The 21388-nt window shown below is 68.5% G+C and carries 15 protein-coding genes; 11 read left to right on the top strand and 4 right to left on the bottom strand.

From position 1 onward, the window contains the following. The first annotated feature begins 29 nt into the window (after positions 1–29). From KIP89_RS07000 to KIP89_RS06980, 5 genes are all read left to right on the top strand, one after another. Positions 30–3218: an efflux RND transporter permease subunit gene (locus KIP89_RS07000; protein ID WP_213754694.1), complete on the top strand. Its 3189-nt coding sequence runs from the start codon at positions 30–32 to the stop codon at positions 3216–3218. A 264-nt stretch (positions 3219–3482) separates the two neighbouring features. Then, the gene (locus KIP89_RS06995) at positions 3483–6794 is read left to right on the top strand and encodes a transglutaminase family protein (RefSeq protein ID WP_213754693.1); all 3312 of its coding nucleotides are present in this window, start codon (positions 3483–3485) and stop codon (positions 6792–6794) included. Positions 6795–6905: 111 nt separating this feature from the next. Next, the gene (locus tag KIP89_RS06990; RefSeq protein WP_213754692.1) at positions 6906–9413 is read left to right on the top strand and encodes a circularly permuted type 2 ATP-grasp protein; all 2508 of its coding nucleotides are present in this window, start codon (positions 6906–6908) and stop codon (positions 9411–9413) included. Between the two features lie 10 nt (positions 9414–9423). Further along, positions 9424–10344, top strand: a complete 921-nt coding sequence (locus KIP89_RS06985) for a transglutaminase family protein (RefSeq protein ID WP_213754691.1) — start codon at positions 9424–9426, stop codon at positions 10342–10344. A 137-nt stretch (positions 10345–10481) separates the two neighbouring features. Next, positions 10482–11858: an AmpG family muropeptide MFS transporter gene (locus KIP89_RS06980; protein WP_213754690.1), complete on the top strand. Its 1377-nt coding sequence runs from the start codon at positions 10482–10484 to the stop codon at positions 11856–11858. Here the strand turns inward: KIP89_RS06980 and recR are convergent. Next, on the bottom strand, positions 11855–12460 hold the full coding sequence (gene recR / locus KIP89_RS06975; RefSeq protein WP_213754689.1) for a recombination mediator RecR: 606 nt from the start codon (positions 12458–12460) through the stop codon (positions 11855–11857). The two genes, KIP89_RS06980 and recR, sit on opposite strands and share 4 nt — an antisense overlap. 241 nt (positions 12461–12701) lie before the next feature. On the opposite strand from recR, the gene KIP89_RS06970 reads away from it, so the two are divergent. Continuing rightward, a complete protein-coding gene (locus tag KIP89_RS06970; RefSeq protein WP_213754688.1) occupies positions 12702–14144 on the top strand; it encodes a sodium:proton antiporter in 1443 nt (480 codons plus the stop codon). 16 nt (positions 14145–14160) lie between these two features. Here KIP89_RS06970 and KIP89_RS06965 read toward each other — a convergent pair whose 3' ends face one another. The 3 genes from KIP89_RS06965 to KIP89_RS06955 form a co-directional block, all read right to left on the bottom strand. Continuing rightward, entirely contained in the window at positions 14161–14673 is a 513-nt protein-coding gene (locus tag KIP89_RS06965) for a DUF3016 domain-containing protein (RefSeq protein WP_213754687.1), read from the bottom strand. Positions 14674–14710: 37 nt separating this feature from the next. Then, positions 14711–16309 carry a phosphoenolpyruvate carboxykinase (ATP) gene (locus tag KIP89_RS06960; protein ID WP_213754686.1) on the bottom strand — a complete coding sequence of 533 codons (1599 nt, stop codon included), beginning with the start codon at positions 16307–16309 and terminating at the stop codon, positions 14711–14713. A 141-nt stretch (positions 16310–16450) separates the two neighbouring features. Continuing rightward, the gene (locus KIP89_RS06955) at positions 16451–17200 is read right to left on the bottom strand and encodes a HugZ family pyridoxamine 5'-phosphate oxidase (RefSeq protein ID WP_213754685.1); all 750 of its coding nucleotides are present in this window, start codon (positions 17198–17200) and stop codon (positions 16451–16453) included. A 178-nt stretch (positions 17201–17378) separates the two neighbouring features. On the opposite strand from KIP89_RS06955, the gene KIP89_RS06950 reads away from it, so the two are divergent. The 5 genes from KIP89_RS06950 to KIP89_RS06930 all read left to right on the top strand — a co-directional run bounded on the left by KIP89_RS06950 (position 17379) and on the right by KIP89_RS06930 (position 21262). Continuing rightward, positions 17379–18077, top strand: a complete 699-nt coding sequence (locus KIP89_RS06950; protein ID WP_213754684.1) for a response regulator transcription factor — start codon at positions 17379–17381, stop codon at positions 18075–18077. A 7-nt stretch (positions 18078–18084) separates the two neighbouring features. Next, positions 18085–19959: a sensor histidine kinase gene (locus KIP89_RS06945; RefSeq protein ID WP_369807066.1), complete on the top strand. Its 1875-nt coding sequence runs from the start codon at positions 18085–18087 to the stop codon at positions 19957–19959. Continuing rightward, a complete protein-coding gene (locus tag KIP89_RS06940; protein WP_213754683.1) occupies positions 19959–20411 on the top strand; it encodes an HPr kinase/phosphorylase in 453 nt (150 codons plus the stop codon). The genes KIP89_RS06945 and KIP89_RS06940 overlap by 1 nt, the downstream gene beginning before the upstream one ends. A 165-nt stretch (positions 20412–20576) precedes the next feature. After that, positions 20577–20978 (top strand): PTS sugar transporter subunit IIA, encoded by a 402-nt coding sequence (locus tag KIP89_RS06935; RefSeq protein ID WP_213754682.1) that lies wholly within the window; start codon positions 20577–20579, stop codon positions 20976–20978. After that, positions 20975–21262, top strand: coding sequence for an HPr family phosphocarrier protein (locus KIP89_RS06930; protein ID WP_213754681.1), 288 nt, complete (start codon positions 20975–20977; stop codon positions 21260–21262). The genes KIP89_RS06935 and KIP89_RS06930 overlap by 4 nt, the downstream gene beginning before the upstream one ends. The last annotated feature ends 126 nt before the right edge of the window (positions 21263–21388 follow it).

Raw genomic sequence — 21388 nt, 5'->3', positions numbered from 1 at the left:
CCGTTCCGCTCGAACCGAAAGCCCGCGCCATGATCTCTCGCTTCTTCATCGAACGGCCGGTCCTCGCCAATGTGCTGGCGCTGGTCTTCGTGCTGATCGGCGGCGTGGCGCTGCTGACACTGCCGGTGGCGCAATATCCCAATGTCGTGCCGCCGACAGTGCAGGTGACGACGCTCTATCCCGGCGCCAGCGCGCGCACCCTGATCGACACGGTGGCGCTGCCGATCGAGCAACAGGTCAACGGCGTCGAAGGCATGCTCTACATGCAGTCGACCAGCGCCTCGGACGGCACCTATACGCTGACCGTGACCTTCGCCATCGGCACGGACCCGGATTTCGCGCAGGTGCTGGTGCAGAACCGCGTCGCCATCGCCATGTCCTCGCTGCCGCAGGCGGTGCAGCTGCAGGGCGTGACCACGCAGAAGAAATCGACGGCGATCCTGCAATTCGTCACGCTCTATTCGCCGAAGAACAGTTTTGACAGCCTGTTCCTGGCCAATTTCGGCATCATCAACCTGCAGGACGAGATCGCCCGCCTCAATGGCGTCGGCAATGTCAGCGTGTTCGGCGCCGGCCAGTACGCCATGCGCATGTGGCTCGATCCGAACCAGCTGCAGGCGCGCGGCCTGACCCCGCAGGACGTGATCGACGCCGTCCAGCAGCAGAGCCAGGAGGTCGCCTCCGGCGTCGTCGGCATGCCGCCGGTGCCCAGGGGCCAGAACTTCCAGTACACGATGAACATCGCCGGCCGGCTCAATGACGCCGCCGATTACGAGAACATCATCGTCAAGGTCAGCAATGCCGATGGCGGGCGCATCACCCGCCTGCGCGATGTCGCCCGCGTCGAGCTGGGCGCCCAGACCTACAGCCAGACCTTCACCTTCAACGGACAGCCGGCGGCGGCGCTCGGCATCTATCAGCTGCCCGAGGCGAATTCGCTGCAGGTGGCGACGGAAGTGCGCGCCAAGATGGCGGAGCTGTCCAAGACCTTCCCGCCCGATCTCGCCTATCAGGTGCCGTTCGACACCACGGTGTTCGTCAACGCCTCGGTGAGCGAGGTCTACAAGACCCTGTTCGAGGCGGGCATCCTCGTGCTCATCGTCATCCTGATCTTCCTGCAGGACTGGCGCGCGACGCTGGTGCCGGCGACCACCGTGCCGGTCACCATCATCGGCACCTTCGCCGCCATGGCGGCGATGGGCTTCACGGTGAACCTGTCGACCCTGTTCGCCATCGTGCTGGCCATTGGCATCGTGGTGGACGACGCCATCGTCATCGTCGAAGGCGTGGCGCGGCATATCGAGAAGGGGCTGCCGGGACGGCTCGCCGCCGAGAAGGCGATGGACGAGCTGTTCGGCCCGATCATCGGCATCACGCTGGTGCTGATGTCGGTGTTCATCCCGGCCGCCTTCATGCCGGGCCTCACCGGCCAGCTCTACCAGCAATTCGCCCTCGTCATTGCCGCCACCGCCTTCATCTCGGCGATCAACGCGATGACGCTGAAGCCGACCCAGTGCGCGCTCTGGCTGCGCGCGCCGGTGCCGCCGGAAAAGCGCAACGCCTTCTATCGCGGCTTCAACGCGGTCTATGACAAGTGCGAGCATTGGTATGCCGGCCTGATCCGCCGGATGGTCAAGGTGAGCTATGTCACCACCGCCGTCGCCCTCGTGCTGATCGGCGTCGCCATATGGGGCCTCACCCGCGTGCCGACCGGCTTCCTGCCGACCGAGGACCAGGGTTATGTGCTGATCGGCGCGCAGCTTCCCGATGCCGCCTCGCTCCAGCGCACCGATGCAGTGATGAAGAAGATCTCCGACATCGCCGGCAAGACGCCGGGCGTCGAGAACGTCATCGCCATCTCCGGCGTCTCGGTGCTGGACAACAACGCCACCCTGCCCAATGCCGGCGTCGCCTATGTGATGCTCAAGGACTGGGACGTGCGCGACAAGGCCGGCGAGGGGCTGCTCTACATCTATGAGACGCTGAGCCGCGAGCTGCAGCAGATCGACGAGGCGGCGACCTTCGTGCTGGTGCCGCCGCCCATCCAGGGCATCGGCAATGCCAGCGGCTTCACCATGATGGTGGAATCGAAGAATGGCAGCTTCGACTTCATGGAGCTGCAGAGCCTGACGCAGGCGATCGTGCAGAACGGCTCGTCGCAATCCTCGCTGCAGCGGCTCAGCACCTCGTTCCGCGCCAACGTGCCCCAGCTTTTCCTGCAGATCGACCGCGTGAAGGCCGAGACGCTCGGCGTCACCGTCGGGCAGGTGTTCTCCACCGTGCAGGGCTATGTCGGCTCGACCTATGTCACCCAGTTCAACCAGTTCGGCCAGACCTTCCAGGCCTATATCCAGGCGGAAGCCGATTTCCGCCGCACCCCGGAAGAGATCCTGAACCTCAAGATCCGCACCCCCTCCGGCGAGATGGTGCCGCTCGGCACGCTGGCCAAGGTCGAGCCGGCCTTCGGCCCGCCGCTGATCACGCTCTATAATCTCTACCCGGCCGCCACCATTGTCGGCGCCGCCGCCACCGGCTTCAGCTCCGGCCAGGCGCTCGACGTGATGGGGCAGGCGGCCAGCACCACGCTGCCGCCGGGCATGGGCTATGAGTGGAGCGCGATGTCCTATCAGGAGGAAGTGGTCGGCAACGAGGTCTATTACGTCTTCGGCCTCGCCATCCTGCTCGTCTACTTCGTGCTCGCCGGCCAGTATGAAAGCTGGATCCTGCCGCTCTCGGTGCTGCTCGCCGTGCCGCTGGCGCTGCTCGGCACGGTCGGCGCGCTCACCGGGCTTGGCGTCGCCAATAATCTGTACACCCAGATCGGCCTCATCCTGCTGATCGCCCTCTCGGCCAAGAACGCGATCCTGATCGTCGAATTCGCCCGCGAGAAACGGGCGGAGGGCATGGAGATCATGGACGCGGCGGTGGAGGCGGCACGGCTGCGTTTCCGGCCGATCCTGATGACCTCCTTCGCCTTCATCCTCGGCGTGCTGCCGCTGGTGCTGGCGACGGGCGCGGGCGCCAATTCGCGCAAGTCCATCGGCATCGCCGTGTTCTCCGGCATGCTCGCCTCGACCTGCCTCGCCGTGCTGTTCGTGCCGTCCTTCTACGCCGTGCTGCAGCGTTTCGAGGAGCGCGGCAAGCGCAAGAAGACCGCCACGGCGGGCACCGAGCCGCCGTCGGGCGAGCCGCCGGTGGCGGCCCAGCCGGCGCCCTGACATGGCGCCCGCCTCAATAAGCGGCACATTGCTGACGCTTTCTGAGGCGGCTGCCGGCGCCGGTGGCGGGCCGGCGCATTTCCCGCTTCGGCCACGGGCGCGGGCGGCGTATCATCGCGGCGCGGCGCGCATAGGGGCGGCGCATCATCGCCGGTTGCCGCGCGCACGGCACGATTCCTGCGTTCCTGTAGACCGACAATCTCGCTCCGGCGCCTGCGCGCCGGTCAAGCGCCGTGTGCGGGTCCGCTGTCCAATTGGGTGCCTATGACAATCTTCGCCAGCCTGCATCACGTCACGGCCTACAAATATGACCGGCCGGTCCAGCTCGGCCCCCAGATCATCCGGCTGCGCCCGGCACCCCATTGCCGGACCCCGGTAAAGAGCTATTCGCTCAAGGTCACGCCCTCCAATCATTTCGTGAACTGGCAGCAGGACCCGTTCGGGAACTGGATGGCCCGCTTCGTCTTCCCGGAACCGGCCACCGAGTTCCGCGTCGAGGTCGACCTGATCGCGGACATGACGGTCTATAATCCGTTCGACTTCTTCGTCGAGGAATTCGCCGACAAGCTGCCCTTCGCCTATCCGCCGGCGCTCGCCAAGGAACTCATCCCCTATCTCGAACTGGAAGAGGGCGGGGCGCTGCTGGACGACTATGTCGCGCAGGTGCGTCCCAAGGGCGGGGAGCCGACGGTCGATTTCCTGGTCGAGCTGAACCGCCAGCTCCAGCAGCGCGTCGGCTATCTCATCCGCATGGAGCCGGGCGTCCAGACGCCGGACGAGACGCTGGCGCTCGCCGCCGGCTCGTGCCGCGATTCCGGCTGGCTTCTGGTGCAGATCCTGCGCCGGCTCGGCCTCGCCGCCCGTTTCGTCTCCGGCTATCTGATCCAGCTCCGCCCCGATGTGAAGGCGCTGGACGGGCCCACCGGCACCGACGTCGATTTCACCGATCTTCATGCCTGGTGCGAGGTCTATCTGCCCGGCGCCGGCTGGATCGGCCTCGATCCCACCTCCGGCCTGCTGTGCGGCGAGAGCCATCTGCCGCTCTGCGCCACGCCGAACTACGTCTCCGCCGCCGCCATCACCGGCGGCTACACGGCGCCGGAGGGCACCCAGACCAGCTTCGAGTTCGACATGCGCGTGACGCGCGTCGCCGAGAAGCCGCGCGTCACGCTGCCCTTCTCGGACGAGGCCTGGACGGCGCTCGACGCGCTCGGCGACCGGGTGGATGCGGATCTGGCGGCGCAGGATGTGCGCCTGACCATGGGCGGCGAGCCGACCTTCATCTCGATCGATGATTATCAGGGCGCCGAGTGGAACACCTCGGCCGTCGGCCCCACCAAGCGGATGCGCGCCGACGACCTGATCCGGCGCCTGCGCAAGCGTTTCGCGCCCGGCGGCATGCTGCATTACGGCCAGGGCAAGTGGTATCCCGGCGAGAGCCTGCCGCGCTGGACCTTCTCGCTCTACTGGCGCAAGGACGGCAAGCCGATCTGGCGCGATCCGACCCTCGTCGCCACCGAGAACGTCACCGGCGCCACCGTCGATCAGGCGCATGGCTTCACCGAGAACCTCGCCACCCGGCTGGGCCTCGATCCGGTCTATGTCGAGCCCGCCTATGAGGATCCCGGCCACTGGATCCTGAAAGAGGGCGACCTGCCGGAGAATGTCACCACGCAGGAGTCGAGGCTCGACGACCCGGAGGAGCGCTCGCGCATCGCCCGCATCTTCGAGCGCGGCCTCGGCCGTCCCACCGGCTATGTGCTGCCCGTGCAACGCTGGCAGGCCCGCTCCGTGCGCGGCTGGGTCAGCGAGAAGTGGAGCTTCCGCAGGGGTAAGCTGTTCCTCGTGCCGGGGGACAGCCCGGTCGGTTTCCGCCTGCCGCTCGCCAGCCTGCCCTGGGTGCCGCCGGCGGCTTACCCTTACGTTCATCCCGCCGACCCGATGGCGATCTCCGGCGATCTGCCGGATGCCGAGACGCTGCACCAGCTCTACCGCCGCACCGCGACCGATGAGGGCCAGCAGGACAAGATCCATCAGGTGCTCACCGGCACCGGCTCGGTGCGCACCGCCATATCGATCGAGCCGCGCGACGGGCGGCTGTGCGTGTTCATGCCGCCGACCGAGCGGCTGGAGGATTATCTGGAGCTTCTCGCCGCCGTCGAGGTGACGGCGACCGAGCTCAAGATGCCCGTGCATATCGAGGGCTACACGCCCCCGGTCGACCCGCGCCTCAACGTCATCCGCGTCGCGCCCGATCCGGGCGTGATCGAGGTGAACGTCCATCCGGCCGCCAACTGGAAGACCTGCGTCGAGATCACCCGCGATCTCTATGAGGAGGCCCGGCTCTCGCGCCTCGGCACCGAGAAGTTCATGGTCGACGGGCGCCACACCGGCACCGGCGGCGGCAACCATGTGGTGGTCGGCGGCGCCACCCCGGCGGACAGCCCGTTCCTGCGCCGGCCGGACCTGCTCAAGAGCCTCGTCACCTACTGGCAGCGCCACCCCTCGCTGTCCTACATGTTCTCCGGCCTGTTCATCGGCCCGACCAGCCAGGCGCCGCGCATCGACGAGGCGCGCCACGATTCGCTCTATGAGCTGGAAATCGCCATGTCCCAGGTGCCCAATCCGGGCAAGGGACCGACCCCGCCGCCCTGGCTGGTCGACCGGCTGTTCCGCAACCTGCTGACCGATGTGACGGGCAACACCCATCGCTCGGAAATCTGCATCGACAAGCTGTTCTCCCCGGACGGGCCGACCGGGCGCCTCGGCCTTGTCGAGTTCCGCTCCTTCGAGATGCCGCCGGACTGGCGCATGAGTCTGGCCCAGCAGCTTCTGCTGCGCGCGCTCATCGCCTGGTTCTGGCGCGAGCCGCAGGAAGGCCCGCTGGTGCGCTGGGGCACGGCGCTGGCCGACCGCTTCATGCTGCCGCACTTCGTCTGGGCCGATTTCATGGACGTGCTGCACGACCTCGGCCGCGCCGGCTATCGCATCGACCCGATGTGGTTCGAGGCGCAGCGCGAGTTCCGCTTCCCCTATTTCGGGCAGGTCGAGCATGGCGGCGTGTCGCTCGAGCTGCGGCAGGCGCTGGAGCCCTGGCATGTGCTGGGCGAGGAGGGGGCGGTCGGCGGCACGGTGCGGTTCGTCGATTCCTCGGTCGAGCGCCTGCAGGCCCGGATGGAGGGGCTGAACCCGGTCCGCCACATCGTGACCTGCAATGGCCGCCGCCTGCCGCTGATGCCGACCGGACGGTTCGGCGAATATGTCGCGGGCGTGCGCTTCAAGGCCTGGCAGCCGGCCTCCGGCCTGCACCCGACCATTCCGGTCCATGCCCCACTGACCTTCGACATCGTCGATCTGTGGTCGAACCGCTCGCTCGGCGGCTGCGTCTATCATGTGGCGCATCCGGGCGGACGCAATTACGATACGTTCCCGGTCAATTCCTATGAGGCGCAGGCCCGCCGGCTCGCGCGTTTCCAGGATTTCGGCCACACGCCCGGCTATATGTTCGTGCCGCCGGAGGAGCCGTCGGGCGAATTCCCGACCACGCTCGATCTGCGGCGCCCACCCCGGCAGTGAGGGCGGGGGAGATCCCCGCCGGCCTGCCGGCCCGTCTTTCTGTGGTGAAGCGGTGCGCCATCAGCGCCGCCGGCTTGCCTCAAGCAAGCTTGCGCGCGCATAGAGGAGCCCATGCCCAGACGCAGTGACCCGCAGGCGCTCACGCGCCGCTTCCAGGAGGAGGCGGTCGACGCGCTGCTGGCGGGATACCAGCCGCTTCCCGGCGTCCACGACGAGCTCGTCGATGCCGAGGGGCACCCGCGCGCGCATTGGCACGCGCTGCTGGCGGCGCTGGCGGAGATGGGCGTCGAAGAGGTCAATCGCCGCTTTCAGGCCGCCGACCGCCATCTCTACCGCTCCGGCGTGTTCTACCGCGTCTATGACGATCCCAATGGCGGCGAGCGGCCCTGGCCGATCTCGCATCTGCCGCTGGTCATCGACGCGACCGAATGGCGGGCCATCGAGCGCGGCATCATCCAGCGCGCGCAGCTTCTGGAGGGCGTGCTCAGCGACATCTACGGTCCCGGCAATCTGGTGCGCGCCGGCGCGCTGCCGGCGGCGGCCATTGCCGGCAGCCCCGATTTCCTGCGCCCGCTGGTCGGCGTCGATCCCCATGGCGGCAGCTTCCTGCGCATCTATGCCGTCGACATCGGCCGCGGGCCGGACGGGCGCTGGTGGGTGATCTCCGACCGTACCCAGTCGCCCTCGGGCGCGGGCTATGCGCTGGAGAACCGCATCGCCATCTCGCGCGCTTTGCCGGACCTGTCCCGCTCGCTCAACGTCGTCAGGCTCGCCGGCTATTTCCAGGCGATGCGGGCGGGGCTGACCCGGCTCGACCGCTCCGGCGAGGGCCGGGTGGGGCTGCTCACCCCCGGCCCGCTCAACGAGACCTATTTCGAACACGCCTATCTCGCCCGCTATCTCGGCTTCGTGCTGCTGGAGGGCGAGGATCTGACGGTGCGCGACAACCTCGTCTATGTCCGCACCGTGGCCGGGCTGAAGCGCGTCGACGTGCTGCTGCGCCGGCTCGATTCCGACTATACCGACCCGCTGGAGCTCAACCCGCGCTCGCGGCTCGGCATTCCCGGCCTCGTCCAGGCGATCCGTTCGGGCGGCGTGGCGGTGGCCAATGCGGTGGGCGCCGGCGTGCTGGAAGCGCCCGCGCTGATGGGCTTCCTGCCGCGCCTCGGCCCGCGCGTGCTGGGCGAGAACCTGCTGATGCCCAATGTCGCCACCTGGTGGTGCGGGCAGGAGGCCGAGCGCCGCCGGGTCATCGCTGGGCTCGACGATCTCGTCCTCTCGCCGGCCTTCCAGCGCACCCTGCCGGGCCTGCTCGACAAGGGCTCGGTGATCGGCGCCGATCTCAACCGGGAGGCCCGCGCGGCGCTGGAGGCGGCCATCCGCACCCGCGGCGTCGACTTTGTCGGGCAGGAGGCGGCGCGCCTGTCCACCATGCCGGTCTGGCACAATGGCAAGCTGGAGCCGCGCCCCTTCATCCTGCGCATCTTCGCGGCGGCGACGGAGAATGGCTGGAAGGTGATGCCGGGCGGCTTCTGCCGTGTCTCGGACAGCCTCGATGCCCGCGCCGTCACCATGCAGGGCGGCGGGCGCTCGGCCGATGTCTGGGTGCTCGACGACAGCCCGGTCGAGCAGACCACGCTGCTGCCGATGGTCGACCGGGTGGAGATCAAGCGCCAGACCGGGCCGCTGCCCAGCCGGGCGGCGGATAATTTCTTCTGGCTCGGGCGCTATGTGGAGCGCGCCGAGATGACGCTGCGCCTGCTGCGCACGCTGGTCGGGCGCCTGTCCTCCTCCGCCGAGGGCGGCGGCTCGTCGGTCGCCAAGCTGATGGGGCTGCTGCAATATTGGGGCGCGGTGCCGGCCGATCTGGCCCGCATCCGCCCGGCGCGCCACGCGCTGGCCGCGCTCACCCGGCGCGATCTGCCCGGCGCCGTGCCGAACCTCATCGAATCCGCCCGTCAGGCGGCCTCGGTCATCCGCGACCGCCTCTCCCCGGATGCGTGGCGCACCCTGGCCGATCTGTCCCTGATGATGACTGAGCCGGTCTCCACCGCCGAGCCGGACACCTATGAGCGCACCGACCGGGCGCTGCGCGCGCTCGCCGCCTTCTCCGGCCTTGCCTCGGAGAACATGAACCGGCTGGCCGGCTGGCGTTTTCTCGATCTCGGCCGCCGCATCGAGCGCGCCATCGCCACCTGCCGCTTTGCCCGCGCGCTGGTCGGCGAGGCGCCGACCGCCGGCACGCTCGACGTGCTGCTGGAGCTCTGCGACAGCCAGATCACCTATCGCTCGCGCTATGTGATGGTGGAAAGCCGCGCGCCGGTGCTCGATCTGGTGCTGCTGGAGCCGGTCAATCCGCGCTCGCTGGCCTATCAGATCGACGCCATCATGGCCCATCTCGACCAGCTGCCCGGCCATATCGGCGACGAGCCGCCCCCGCCCGAGGAGCGCCTGGCCGCGCGCCTTGCCGCCTCGATGAAGGCGTTCGACGCCATCGAGTTCGACGATGAGCGGCTGCGCGAGGTCGAGGCCCATCTGATGGAGCTGTCCGACGAGGTGGCCGAGCGGTATTTCATTCACCGCCTGCCGGTCGAGACACCCTGGGACCTGTTGGCGTAAGGGGGCGGGCATGTTCTACGACATCCACCAGACCACCGCCTATTCCTACGCCTTCGCGGTGCCGGTGGCGCGCCATGTGGTGCGCATGGTGCCGGTCGACCGTCCCGGCCAGCGCGTCGTGGCCAGTCATTTCAGCGTCGAGCCCGAACCGGTGGAATGGACCGAGACGCGCGACTTCTTCGGCAATCAGGTGGTGCATATCCGCATCGAGACGCCGCACACCGAATTCCGGGTGCGCACCCGTGCGCGGGTCGAGGTGCAGCCTTCCCCGGACTGGGACGCCGACACCGCGCCGGGCTGGGAGGCGGTTCGCGAGGCGGTCGCGGCGACGCTCGACATGTCGCCCGCCTCGCCGGTGCATTATGTCTTTCCCAGCCACATCGTGCCGCTCAGCGCGCCGATCACCGACTGGGCGGCGGCGAGTTTCCCGGCCGGCCGGGCGATGATCGCCGGCGCCATCGACCTGATGCACCGGCTGCATGAGGAATTCACCTACGATTCCCGCGCCACCGAGGTGACCACCCCGGCGCTGGAGGCCTTCACCATCCGGCGCGGCGTCTGTCAGGACTTCGCCCATATCATGATCGCCGGCCTGCGCGGGCTTGGCCTGCCGGCGGCCTATGTCTCCGGCTTCCTGCGCACCGAGCCGCCGCCGGGCAAGGAGCGCCTGCAGGGCGCGGATGCCACCCATGCCTGGGTCGCGGTGTGGTGCGGGGCGGCCATTGGCTGGGTCGGGCTCGATCCGACCAACGCGCTGCGCGTTTCCACCGATCATGTCGTGCTGGCGGTGGGGCGCGATTATTCCGACGTGGCGCCGATCGGCGGCGTGCTGCTCGGCTCCGGCCGGCAGAAGCTCTCCGTCGCGGTCGACGTCATCCCGGTGACGGCCAAGGGCGAGACACCGTCCCCATCCACCCCGACGGGCGTCTGATTCGGGCGCTTGTTTCTGGCATCGCGCCCGGCGCCTGAGCGCGCCCCCTGTTCCCGCCGTCCGCGACAGGTTTTCGCGTCCGCGCTAGACATTTGCTGCCCGAGGCGAATCGGGCTGTTCGACGGATGCGCCCCGCCATGACCGACGCTGCCCGCCAACAGGCCGGCCCTCCCCTGGCCGCCGACCCGCGTGAGAAGGGCTTCCTCGCCGGCCTCGCCGTCTATCTGCGCCCGCGCGTCATCGCCATCCTGCTGCTGGGTTTCTCCTCCGGCCTGCCGCTGGCGCTGTCGGGCTCGACGCTGCTGATCTGGATGCGCGAGGCGGGGGTCGATCTCACCACCATCGGCCTGTTCGCGCTGGTCGGCACGCCCTACGCGATCAAGTTCCTCTGGGCCCCCGTGGTCGACGCGCTGCCCGTTCCGCTGCTGTCGCGCTGGCTCGGGCGCCGCCGGGGCTGGATGGTGTTCGCCCAGTTGCTGCTCGCCGGCGCCATCTGCCTGCTGGCGAGCGTCGATCCGCGCACCGCGCCATGGCTGGTCGCGCTCGCCGCGCTGCTGGTTGCCGCCGCCTCGGCGACGCAGGACATCGTGATCGACGCCTACCGCGTCGAGCGCCTCGACCTGTCCGAACAGGCTGCCGGCATGGCCGCCTATGTCTTCGCCTACCGGGTCGGCATGCTGGTCTCGACCGCCGGGGCGCTGTTCCTTGTCACCTTCATCCAGGACGGGTTCGGCCTCGACGCGGCGGCCGCCTGGCGCTGGGGCTATCTCGCCATGGCCGGCTGCGTCGGCATCGGCCTCATCACCACGCTCTGTTCGGGCGAGCCCACCCCGCCGGCCGGGCGCGAGACGGCGGCGCAGGCGGCGGAATCCCCGGTGAAGCGGGTGCTGCGCGCGGCGATCAGCGCCTTCACCGAGTTTCTCGGCCAGCCGCTCGCCATCGCCATCCTCGCCTTCGTGGTGCTCTACAAATTCTGCGACGCCTTTGCCGGCGCCATGACCGCGCCCTTCGTCATTGATCTCGGCTTCACCCGCACGGATTACGCGACCATTGTGAAGGGCCTCGGCCTCGGCGCGACGCTGGTCGGCGGCATTGTCGGCGGCATGGCGGCGCGGACCCTGCCGCTTCCCACCATGCTGTGGATCGGCGCCATCCTGCAGAGCGGCTCGAACCTGTCCTTCGCCTGGCTGGCGACGCAGGGGCACGACTACACCGCCCTGTCCATCGCCATCGTGGCGGAGAATTTCACCGGCGCCATCGGCACGGTGATCTTCGTCGCCTATCTCTCGGGCCTGTGCCGCAACCCGCTGCACACCGCGACGCAATACGCGCTGCTGACCGCGCTGGCGGCGACCGGGCGGACCTATCTCGCCGCCTCGGCCGGCTATGTCGCGACCGAACTCGGCTGGTTCTGGTTCTTCGCCGGCTCGCTGATCGCCGCCGTGCCGAGCCTCGTCCTGCTGGCCTATCTCCAGGCGCGCGGGCATTTCCGCACGCTGGCCGCGACCGGTTAAAGGCTGGTGCGCGAGCGGATCGCCGCCGACAGCGTGCCCTCGTCGAGATAGTCCAGCTCGCCGCCCACCGGCACGCCATGGGCGAGGCGGGTCACCTTCACCCCGCTCTCGCGCAGCAATTCGGTGATGTAATGGGCGGTGGTCTGGCCATCCACCGTCGCCCCCAGCGCCAGCAGCACCTCGCCGACGGCCTCGTCCTGGGCGCGCGCGATGAGCGCGGGGATGTTCAGATCGTCCGGGCCGATGCCGTCGAGCGGGGAGAGCGTGCCGCCCAGCACATGGTAGCGGGCATTGAGCGCGCCGGCCCGCTCCAGCGCCCACAGATCCGCCACGTCGGCGACGACGATCAGCAGCGTCGGGTCGCGCGTCGCGTCGGTGCAGACCGAGCAGGGATCGCGCACATCGAGATTGCCGCAGACCCGGCAGGTGCTGATCTTGCCGAGCACCTCCTGCATCGCCCCGGCGAGCGGGCTCATCAACTGCTCGCGCTTCTTGATGAGCTGGAGCGCGGCGCGCCGGGCCGAGCGCGGGCCGAGGCCGGGCACGCGGGCGAGCAGCTGGATCAGGCGTTCGATCTCGGGACCGGCAACGGCGCGGGACATGCAAACCTCACGGCCGTGCGGCGGCACGGCGACCGCCCTGTCTAGCGCAGCGCGGCCATCGGCGCCAAGCCCGCGCCAAACCCGCACCACGTGCGTGCGAGTCCGGCGCGGAACCCGCGCCACGGCTCAGTGGGAGCCCCAATCGCGATCACATCGGCAGCAGGCAAATCCGGTTTTGCTCGACACCGGGGGAGGGGGTTGCTAACCGGGGGGCCACCTCATCGAGCCGTAGGGAACACCGATGCCGACGACGAAAGCCGCCGCCACCGCCGCCTTGTTCGCCTCCGCGCTGCTCTTGTGCTGCGCCGCCATTCCCGCCCAGGCCGCGCCGGGCGCCGGGATCGAGGGGGCGACCCTGCCGCTGCTCTGGGGCATTCCGTTTCTCGGCATGCTGCTCTCCATCGCCATCATGCCGCTGCTGGCCGGCCATTTCTGGCACCATCATTACGGCAAGGTGGCGCTGTTCTGGGCGCTTGCTTTCCTCGTGCCCTTCGTCGCGGTCTATGGCGCCGGGCTGACGATCTACGAGGTCGTGCACGCGGCGACGCTCGAATACATCCCCTTCATCACCCTGCTGTTCTCGCTGTTCACCATTTCCGGCGGCATCCTGCTCACCGGCAATCTGCGCGGCAGCCCGGGGGTGAACACCAGCCTGCTGGCCATCGGCACGCTGCTGGCGAGCGTCATCGGCACCACCGGCGCCTCCATGGTGCTGATCCGCCCGCTGCTGCGCGCCAATGACGACCGGCGCTACAATGTGCACACGGTGGTGTTCTTCATCTTCCTGGTGTCGAACATTGGCGGTTCGCTCACCCCGCTCGGCGATCCGCCGCTGTTCCTCGGCTTCCTCAAGGGCGTCGACTTCTTCTGGACCACCAAGCACCTGTTCCACGACACGGCGGTGATCGGGGCGATCCTGCTGGTCGTGTTCTATCTGCTCGACCGCTATTTCTATTCGCGCGAGGACAGGCTGCCGCCCAAGGCCGACCCGACCCCGGAGACGGAGAGCCTCGGCCTGCGCGGCAAGCGCAACATCCCGCTGCTCGGCGGCGTGATCGCGGCCATTCTGATGAGCGCGCTGTGGAAGCCCGGCATCGAGTTCGACGTGTTCGGCACCCATGTGCCGCTGCCCTCGGTGGTGCGCGACATCTCGCTTCTCGTGCTGGCCGGCGTGTCGATCTGGATCACGCCCGCCTTCATCCGCGAGCGCAACGGCTTCGACTGGGAGCCGATCCGCGAAGTGGCCAAGCTGTTCGCCGCCATCTTCCTCACCATCATCCCGGTGATCGCGATCCTCAAGGCCGGCTCGAACGGCGCGCTGGCCCCGCTGGTCGCCCTCGTCACCGATTCGGCGGGCGAGCCGGTCAATGCCGGCTATTTCTGGATGACCGGCCTGCTGTCCGGCTTCCTCGACAACGCGCCGACCTATCTGGTGTTCTTCAATCTCGCCGGTGGCGACCCGCAGTCCCTCATGACGAAATACGCGGTGACGCTGGAGGCGATCTCGGCCGGCGCGGTGTTCATGGGCGCGCTCACCTATATCGGCAACGCGCCGAACTTCATGGTGCTGGCCATCGCCAAGAGTCGAGGCGTCGCGATGCCGAGCTTCTTCGGCTACATGGCCTGGTCGGGCATCTTCCTGCTGCCCTGCTTCGCCCTGCTGACCTGGCTCTATTTCCTCTGAGCCGGTCGGCCGGCCCTCAGCCCTGCGCCTGTGTCGCCAGATAGGGGCGCAGGGTGGTCGTCAGCCATTTGCTCAGCAGCGCCGTCTCGAAACGCAGCGGCTCGACCGAGCGGACCGCCACCGGGTCCATCAGATAATTCATCGCCCGCACGGTCTCTTCACCGCGCGCCATCACCCGCCCGTTCCGGCGCAGCGTGTAGGTGAGCGTGATCGAGGGCCAGGTGTCCTGCCGCATCACCCGCAGCGTGCCGGTGCGGGAGGCGAGCGGGTTGATGGCGCCCGCGAGGTCGATGTCGCGGACCGACACCTCCAGCGTGTCGCCGGCCGGCAGGCGGGCGGCGGCGAGGCGCTGGAGGATGCGGGTGAGGCCCTCCAGCGTGAGGCGCTGGTCCACCGGCCCCCAGCCGAGATTGCCGTCCCTGTAGGTTTCGGGCGCGACGAAGGTCACCGTCGCCGTCCCCGCCTCGGCTGTGGCCGGCAGGATGCCGAAAAGGGCGGTCAGGACGAGAGCGGTTCCGGCACGGCGCATGACAGGGCCTCCGTCGCTTGGAGGCCCCATGCTGCCACTACTCGGCGGCGATCGCCAGACTGGGCTGGGCGCCGCGCACCTCGTCATCGACCAGGCTCTCGAACCGCGCGAAATGGCGGCTGAAATGGGAGACGAGCTGCCGGGCGGTCTTGGCGTAGTCCATCCGGCTCGCCCAGCTCCGCGCCGGGTCGAGCAGGCGGGCATCGACGCCCTCCACCGCCTTGGGTACCTCGACGCCGAAATGCGGGTCGGTGCGCCATTCGCCCGCGTCCAGCGTGCCGTCGAGCGCGGCGCCGACCAGCGCGCGCGTCGTCTCCACCGGCACCCGCCGGCCCGTGCCGGCCTTGCCGCCGATCCAGCCGCTATTGACCAGCCAGCAGGTGACCTCCTGGCGGGCGATGAGGTCGCGCAGCATGCCGCTGGCGGCCGCCGGGGCGCCGGACAGGAAGGGGGCGCCGAAGCCGGGGGCGAAGGCGATCTGCGCCTCCTCGATTCCCGCCTCGGTGCCGGGCAGGGTGGCGCTGTAGCCGGAGAGGAAATGATAGATCGCCTGCGCCGGGGTCAGCCGGGCGATCGGCGGCAGCACACCGAGCGTGTCGCAGCTCAGCAGGAACAGCGCCTTCGGATGGACACCGCTTCCCTCCGGCCGCGCCGTGGCCGGTGCGGGGAGCGCGAAGGCGGCGCGGGCGCTCTCGGCCGGGGTCTCGCCCTCGATCAGAGGCTGGCGGGTCTCGGCATCGAGGGGGACATTCTCCAGCACCGTACCGAAGCGCGAGAGCGCGGCGAACAGCACCGGCGTGCCGGCGGCGGTCACATGTTCGGCGCGGGCGTAGCAACCCGCTTCCAGCGCGCGGATGCCGTCCGCGCTCCAGCCAAGAACACCGTCGGCGACCAGCGCCCGCTCCGGCGTGTCGGCGAGGGCGGTCTTGCCGGTGCCGGGCAGGCCGAGGAACAGGGCGGTATTGCCGTCGACCCCGGTCGTGGCGGCGGCGTTCAGCGCCAGCGTCCCGCGCGCCGCCAGGGCGTGGCCGAGATAGGTGTGCACCGCGCCGCGAATCTCGCCCGCCAGCGCCGTGCCGCCGATCAACACCAGCCCTTCGGCGAGGTCGCAGGCGATGACGGTCGCGGAGCGCACGCCGTGTTTCTCCGGCTCGGCCTTGAAGCTCGGCACGCAGATCACGGTGAGGCGGGGGGCAAAGGTTGCAATCGCTGCCGCATCCGGCCGGCCGAGCAGATTGCGCATCACCAGCGCGTGCCAGGCATGCTCGGTCAGCACCCGCACCGGGATGTCGCCGGCGTCGAGATCCTGCGCGAACAGGGTGCGCGCGCCGGCATAAGCGAGGAAATCGGTCTTGAGAGCGTCGAAATGGTCGCGGGTGAGGGCGTTCGCCTTGTCCCAATCGACGCTGTCCTGCGTGCGCTCCTCGCGCAGGATGAAGCGGTCGGCCGGGTTCGGGCTGCGATGCGCGCCGGTTTCGGCGGCCAGCGCCCCGGCGGCGGACAGGCGCGCCTCGCCGCGGGCGATGGATCGCTCGCACAGGGCGGCGTCGCCAAGGTTCCAGAACAGCTTTCCGCTGCCGTCGAGGCCAATGGCCTCAAGGCCATGCTGTTCGTTACGCGTGCCAGACTGTTGCAAGGTCGGCTCCTCCTGACGCGGGACAGACAGGGGGCACCGGGTGCTCCCACGCGCGGTTTTGGCCGATCTTCCGGGTCGATTGTGTGACGAAACCGGGCCGAACCGATGGTCATAGGTTAAGGGCCGACCCGATCCCCCTACCTATTGCGGCGAATCCACCGGGGCTCCACGGGCTTTTGCGGCCAGTTCCACCAGAATTTCCCGCATGATCCGCGCATTGGTCGCCCGGCGCGGAAAATCCAGCCGGCGGACCTCGGTGCCGGACATCAGGTCGCAGCCGGCCGGATCGATGCCGATCAGCCGCCAGTCGCCCGGCCCCGTGCCGATGAGCTGCATCGCGTAAAGCTCGATCGCGTCGCGGTGGTCCTCATTCATGTGGGCGACCGTGCTCTCCTCCGCCGCCAGCACCTCGCCGGCGTCCGAGATGTCGAGGATGAGGTCGTCCCGCGTCACATCGGTGATGCGGCCGAAGCCGGCGACGAGGTGGGCGCTCGACACCTCCACCCGGTAGAAGGCGAAATCGGCGAACCCGGCGAAGCCGGCGGCGTCGGGGTGGCGGGCCAGGAAACGGCGGCGCGCGATCTCAACCTCATCGGCCTGACTTAACCTGACTGTCCACCCGATCAAACCGGCGCGCGCGCCCTGAAGCTCGTCGCCGGTGCGCCGCTCATCGACCAGCAGGGAGACCCGGCGGTCTCGCGCGACATTGCGCGTATGCCGCGCCAGATCGGAAAGCAGGAGAATGGGCGTGCCGTCCGGCAATGTCGCCACCTGTACCAGCGAGGCATAGGGACCGCCATCGGCGTCGAGCGTGGCGAGCGCGCCGAAGCGGGCCTCGCGCATCAGCCGGCGTGTCGCCGCGGGGGCGTCGAACGTCGTGCTGGGGGGCATGGGGGGCTTGCTGGCAGGTTGCAGGGCGGGCATGAGGATCCTTCCTCGCAGGGGCGATTGGCTATGTGCCTTGAAACGCGCTATTTCTGTTGAATCAGTTTGCCTGTCACATTATGGCCACGGCGGCACGGTTGACCCGCAGGCTGCCCTTACCGCCGCCGAACAGGAAAGTGTCCAGATGCCGACCATCGCTCTCGTCGACGACGATCGCAACATTCTCACATCCGTGTCGATCGCCCTGGAATCCGAGGGTTATCGCATCCAGACCTACACGGATGGGGCGACGGCGCTTGACGGTTTCAAGACCAGCCCGCCGGACCTCGCCATCTTCGACATCAAGATGCCGCGCATGGACGGCATGGAACTGCTGCGTCGCCTGCGCCAGAAAAGCGACATGCCGGTGATCTTCCTCACCTCCAAGGATGATGAAATCGACGAGTTGTTCGGCCTGAAAATGGGCGCCGACGACTTCATCAAGAAGCCCTTCTCGCAGCGCCTGCTGGTCGAGCGGGTGAAGGCGGTGCTGCGCCGTGTTGCGCCCAAGGACGGCACGATGCCGCGCGAGACCGACAGCGCCAAAGTGCTGGAACGCGGCCTGCTGCGCATGGATCCCGAGCGCCATACCTGCACCTGGAAGGGCGAGAACGTCACCCTCACCGTCACCGAATTTCTGATCTTGCAAGCACTTGCGACCCGTCCGGGCGTGGTCAAGAGCCGCAACGCGCTGATGGATGCGGCCTATGACGACCAGGTCTATGTCGACGACCGCACCATTGACAGCCACATCAAGCGGCTTCGCAAGAAGTTCAAGGTGACGGACGACAATTTCGAGATGATCGAGACGCTGTACGGCGTTGGCTACCGCTTCAAGGAGTAGCGGCTTCTTGCTCGACCCAGCATCCGCCCGGCCGGTGACCGAGGACGAGGATCCGCGCGACGCGGCCGATGCACCGGAGGAGGGAGCGCCCAAGCTGGGCCGCCTGACCCGGCTGCTCGGTGCGTTCGGGCGGCTGCGAAATTTTGTCGCCTTCAAGAGCTTTTCGAGCCTCACGCGCCGCATCGTCCTGCTCAACCTCGCCGGCATGGGCGTGCTGGTGTCGGGTATCCTGTATCTGTCCGAGTTCCGCGCCGGCCTCATCGACGCGCGCGTCCAAAGCCTTCTCGTGCAAGGCGAAATTATCGCCAGCGCGATCGCCGCCTCGGCGCAGGTCGAGACCAACGCCATCAGCATCGACCCCGAGCGCCTGCTGGAACTTCAGGCCGGCGAGAGCTACGGCCCGGGTGAAGAGGGCTTCGCGCCGCTGGAATTTCCGATCAATCCCGAGCGCGTGGCTCCGGTGCTGAAGCGCCTCGTCGAGCCGACCGGCACGCGCGCACGGATTTATGATCGCGACGGCTCGCTGCTCGTTGATTCGCGCTCGCTCTATTCGCGGGGCGAGATCCTGCGCTTCGAGATGTCGGCCCCCAACGCGCCGAAGCCGAACTGGATGGAGCGCGGCTGGAACAGCCTGAAGATGTGGTTCGAGCGGGGCGACCTGCCGCTCTACAAGGAGCTTGGGCCGAACAATGGCAAGGGCTACCCTGCTGTTGTGGCGGCGCTTCAGGGGCAGAAGTCGAGCGCCGTTCAGGTCAATGACCGCGGTCAGGTGATCGTCTCCGTCGCGGTGCCGGTGCAACGCTTCCGCGCCATTCTCGGGGTGCTGCTGCTCTCCACCCAGGGCGGCGAGATCGACGAGGCGGTGGCGGCCGAGCGCCTCGTCATCGTGCGCGTCTTCCTCGTCGCCATGGCGGTGATGGTGGTGCTCTCGCTGCTGCTCGCCAGCACCATCGCCGGCCCCGTGCGCAAGCTCGCCGATGCCGCCGAAAGAGTGCGGCGGCGCACCCGCTCGCGTGTCGAGATTCCCGATTTCACCCGCCGCTCGGACGAGATCGGGCATTTGTCCGGCGCGCTGCGCGACATGACGGATGCGCTGTATTCCCGCATCGAGGCGATCGAGAGCTTCGCCGCCGATGTGTCGCATGAGCTGAAGAACCCGCTCACCTCGCTGCGCTCGGCGGTCGAGACCCTGCCGCTGGCCAAGTCCGACAGTTCGCGCGCCCGGCTGCTGGAGGTCATCCAGCATGATGTGAGACGGCTCGATCGCCTCATCACCGACATTTCCGATGCCTCGCGCCTCGACGCCGAACTCCAGCGTCAGGAGGCCGAGCCGGTGGACCTGACGCGGCTGCTCAACACCGTGACCGGCGTGCACAATGATGTCGTGCGCAGCGATGGGGTGAGCGTGAAGCTGGGATTCGAGCACGCGGCCGGAGCAAGCGGCGGCTTTGTCGTGCCGGGTCATGATTCCCGCCTCGGCCAGGTCATCAACAATCTGATCGACAATGCCCGCTCCTTCTCGCCGCAGGGCGGGGAGGTGCGGGTCACCTGCCGCCGGCTGAAGGATGCGGTGGAGGTCATTGTCGACGATGATGGGCCGGGTATTCCCCCGCATGCGCTCTCCCGCATCTTCGAGCGTTTCTATACCGACCGGCCGGAGGAGCAGGGCTTTGGCCAGAATTCCGGTCTCGGCCTGTCCATCTCCCAGCAGATCGTCGAGGCCCATGGCGGTCGCATCTGGGCCGAGAACCGGCTGGCGGCCAAAGCGGCGGCCAAGCCCAAATCGCGCGCCCGCAAGCCGGTCGCCCAAGTCCCCGATGAGGCGGCGCCGGTGCCCAAGTCGGCCGGCGCCCGCTTCATCGTGCGCCTGCCGGCCGTGTGATGGGGGCGGCGGCGACCATCCACGCCTCCTGCGTCAGCGTCGGCGGGCGCGGCGTTCTCATCCGGGGGCCGTCGGGAGCGGGGAAGTCGCATCTGGCCTTTGCCCTGATCCTCCTCGGCGGTTCGGGAATCGTGCCGCCGACGCTTCTGGTCGCCGATGACCGGGTGAGCCTGACACCGAACGGCGGCGACCTGTTCGCGACCGCGCCGCACACGCTCGCGGGGCTGATCGAGGTCCGCGGCGCGGGCGTGCGCCGGTTGCCCCATGCCGAGGCGGTTCCGGTGCGGCTCGTGGTCGACCTCGCCGCCGCCGACGCCGCCCGGCTTCCCGAGCCGGAGGCCTGCCGCTGCATGATTTCCGGTGTGGAACTGGCCCGGCTGCCGGTGCTGGCGCCGGGCGATGCGGTGCAGCAGGTGCTGGCCCGGCTGTTGACGCAGCCCGGTGTCGACTAGGCCCATCACCCGAATATGCTTCGAGTTATGCCCTTACGCACTTGCCATTCGTGTGCGCTGCAACGATGATGGGCGCCCCACGAAAGAGGTGCATCCGAATTCATCATTCGGGTGCCCTCTGCGCAGACATGCACTCGTGCCGTAATGCGGGCGCGGCGGAGCAGAATGATAGGTCTCGTACTCGTAACGCACGGACGCCTGGCCAGCGAGTTCCGTTCGGCTCTGGAACATGTCATGGGACCCCAGTCCCAGCTTGAAGCCATTACCATTGGTCCCGACGATGACATCGAGCAGCGTCGCAAGGATATCGTCGATGCGGTCGCTGTGGTGAACAGTGGCGGCGGCGTGGTGATTCTCACCGACATGTTCGGCGGCACGCCGTCCAATCTCGCCATCTCGGTCATGACGTCGCCCGAGATCGAAGTGGTGGCCGGGATCAACCTGCCCATGCTGGTCAAGCTCGCCACGGTGCGCGGCGAACTGCCGATGGCCGAGGCCGTGGTCCAGGCGCAGGACGCCGGGCGCAAATACATCAACATCGCCAGCCGGGTGCTTGCCGGGAAATGATGGACACCTCGGTCGCCCTCACGCGCGAACTGCCCATCGTCAACCGTCGCGGCCTGCATGCGCGCGCCTCCGCCAAATTCGTGCAGACCGTGGAGCGTTTCGACGCCGATGTCCGGGTGACGCGCTGCGGCGAGACCGTTGGCGGCACCTCCATCATGGGCCTGATGATGCTGGCGGCGGCCCCCGGCACAACGATCCAGGTTGTGGCCTCCGGCCGCGAGGCGGTCGCCGTGCTGGAGGCGCTGACGAGCCTCATCGCCGACCGGTTCGGCGAAGAAGAATAAGCCGCGCTCACGCGCCCGCCCGTCCGTCCCGGCAATCCGCTGCGCCTCGCTTTCCGAAACCTCTACCGAAGTGGAACCGTCTCTCATGGCGGTCGCCGTGGCGCGCCCTTAAGCTCGCGGCCCGTC

It is taken from the genome of Ancylobacter radicis, assembly GCF_018449475.1.
GTDB lineage: Bacteria > Pseudomonadota > Alphaproteobacteria > Rhizobiales > Xanthobacteraceae > Ancylobacter > Ancylobacter radicis.
This window is presented reverse-complemented; position numbering and strand designations above follow the sequence as displayed.